This window comes from Pseudomonas sp. HMSC057H01 (assembly GCF_001836405.1).
GTDB lineage: Bacteria > Pseudomonadota > Gammaproteobacteria > Pseudomonadales > Pseudomonadaceae > Pseudomonas > Pseudomonas aeruginosa.
This window is the reverse complement of sequence record NZ_KV828521.1, coordinates 1-1,176: the sequence shown is the minus strand read 5'-3', so window position 1 is coordinate 1,176 and position 1,176 is coordinate 1. Positions and strand designations below refer to the sequence as shown.

The following is a 1,176-nucleotide window of genomic DNA, read 5'->3' as shown; positions in this document are numbered from 1 at the left end:
TGGCGAAGTTGAAGAAGGCCGACATTGCCAGCGAGGCCGAGCGGCTGGCGAACGGCAGCGGATGGATGCCCGCCATCTTCAAGGCAGAAGGCGCGCAGGAAACCACGCAGGCAGAACCGCAGGCGCAGGACGACGCCCCGGAGGAAGCCGAGGCAATGGCGGATGAACCCGCCGTGGCGCTGGCCGCTTGACCCGCACCGACAGCAAGCGCCCCTGCCTCGACCGGGGCGCTTCGCTGGAAGGAGAACACCCCCATGACCCGCACCACCACCCGCCGCCCACGCATGGCGGCAATCTACGCCCCCGGCACAGTACGCGCCCGCCGCTGGCATGGCGATGGCGACGTGCGCGGCTACCGTCCGCCGTCGGGCTGGTCAGCCCGCGCCGACCTCACCGACATTCACCCCATCACGGGCCACGCCTTGCCGCGTGCCGTGTGGTGGATTGTCGAAACGAAGGAATAACCACGATCAGCCCCACGCCCATGCCGTTCCGACTTGGGCGCGGGGGAGACGCAAAATCCGGGCGCGGCGGTGGCCGCGCCCGGTTTCCAAGCCCAAAGCCAGAACGCCCCTTCGCCGCCTTCGGGCAGGTGGCGAAGGGGCGGCGCACAAGCGCCCTTGTGCGCGGGAAACCCGCGAAGCCATCAGTGCGTCGGCGCACAGCGCCGACGACATGCCGAACGCGCCCCGCCGCAATGGGCGGGACTTGTGGGGCTACGCCCCGGCTTGCTGCGGCAGGTTGCACGAAAGCGTGCCGTCCTCGACGCTGGCGGTTCGTCGCCTGTACGTCACGAAGGGCGGCTCACCGACACACCGCCCGACCCTGCAATGGAGCTTCCACGCCACGCCTCACGCAAGAGGCCGCCTGCTACGTCAGGGGCGCTTGCGGCCTTGTCTCCGGGTGTTGTCCTTGCCCGTGTCAGGGCGCAGGCCGGTGAAGCCGTCGCGCGGGGATGCCGAGTCGGCCATGCCTCCATTCGGGAGCGGGCGGCCAGTACGTCCTTGTGTTGTTGTGAATCCTGGCGGTGGCACGGCTGCGCCTTGGGCTTCATGGCCGCAACCTTCCAGCGAAAACAATTTCCCCGCCGCTGCGCGGCTTCCTCGCGCAGCAAATTCTTTTCGCTTCCAGGTTCTCCACGTTGTTGCGACCGCTGCGCGGTGCGGCCAGCCCATC

The 1,176-nt window shown here is 68.9% G+C and carries 2 protein-coding genes; both read left to right on the top strand.

Translation table 11 applies throughout. From position 1 onward, the window contains the following. Window positions 1-191 (top strand): hypothetical protein (locus HMPREF2581_RS28965; RefSeq protein ID WP_168173301.1); only part of this gene is annotated, 191 nt, incomplete at its 5' end. Window positions 192-254: 63 nt separating this feature from the next. Next, entirely contained in the window at window positions 255-464 is a 210-nt protein-coding gene (locus HMPREF2581_RS28960) for a hypothetical protein (RefSeq protein ID WP_016254208.1), read from the top strand. Window positions 465-1,176: the final 712 nt, after the last annotated feature.

Excerpts from the sequence above, each read along its gene's own strand:
- HMPREF2581_RS28960 (WP_016254208.1), top strand. The coding sequence starts at position 255 with ATGACCCGCACCACCACCCGCCGCCCACGCATGGCGGCAATCTACGCC.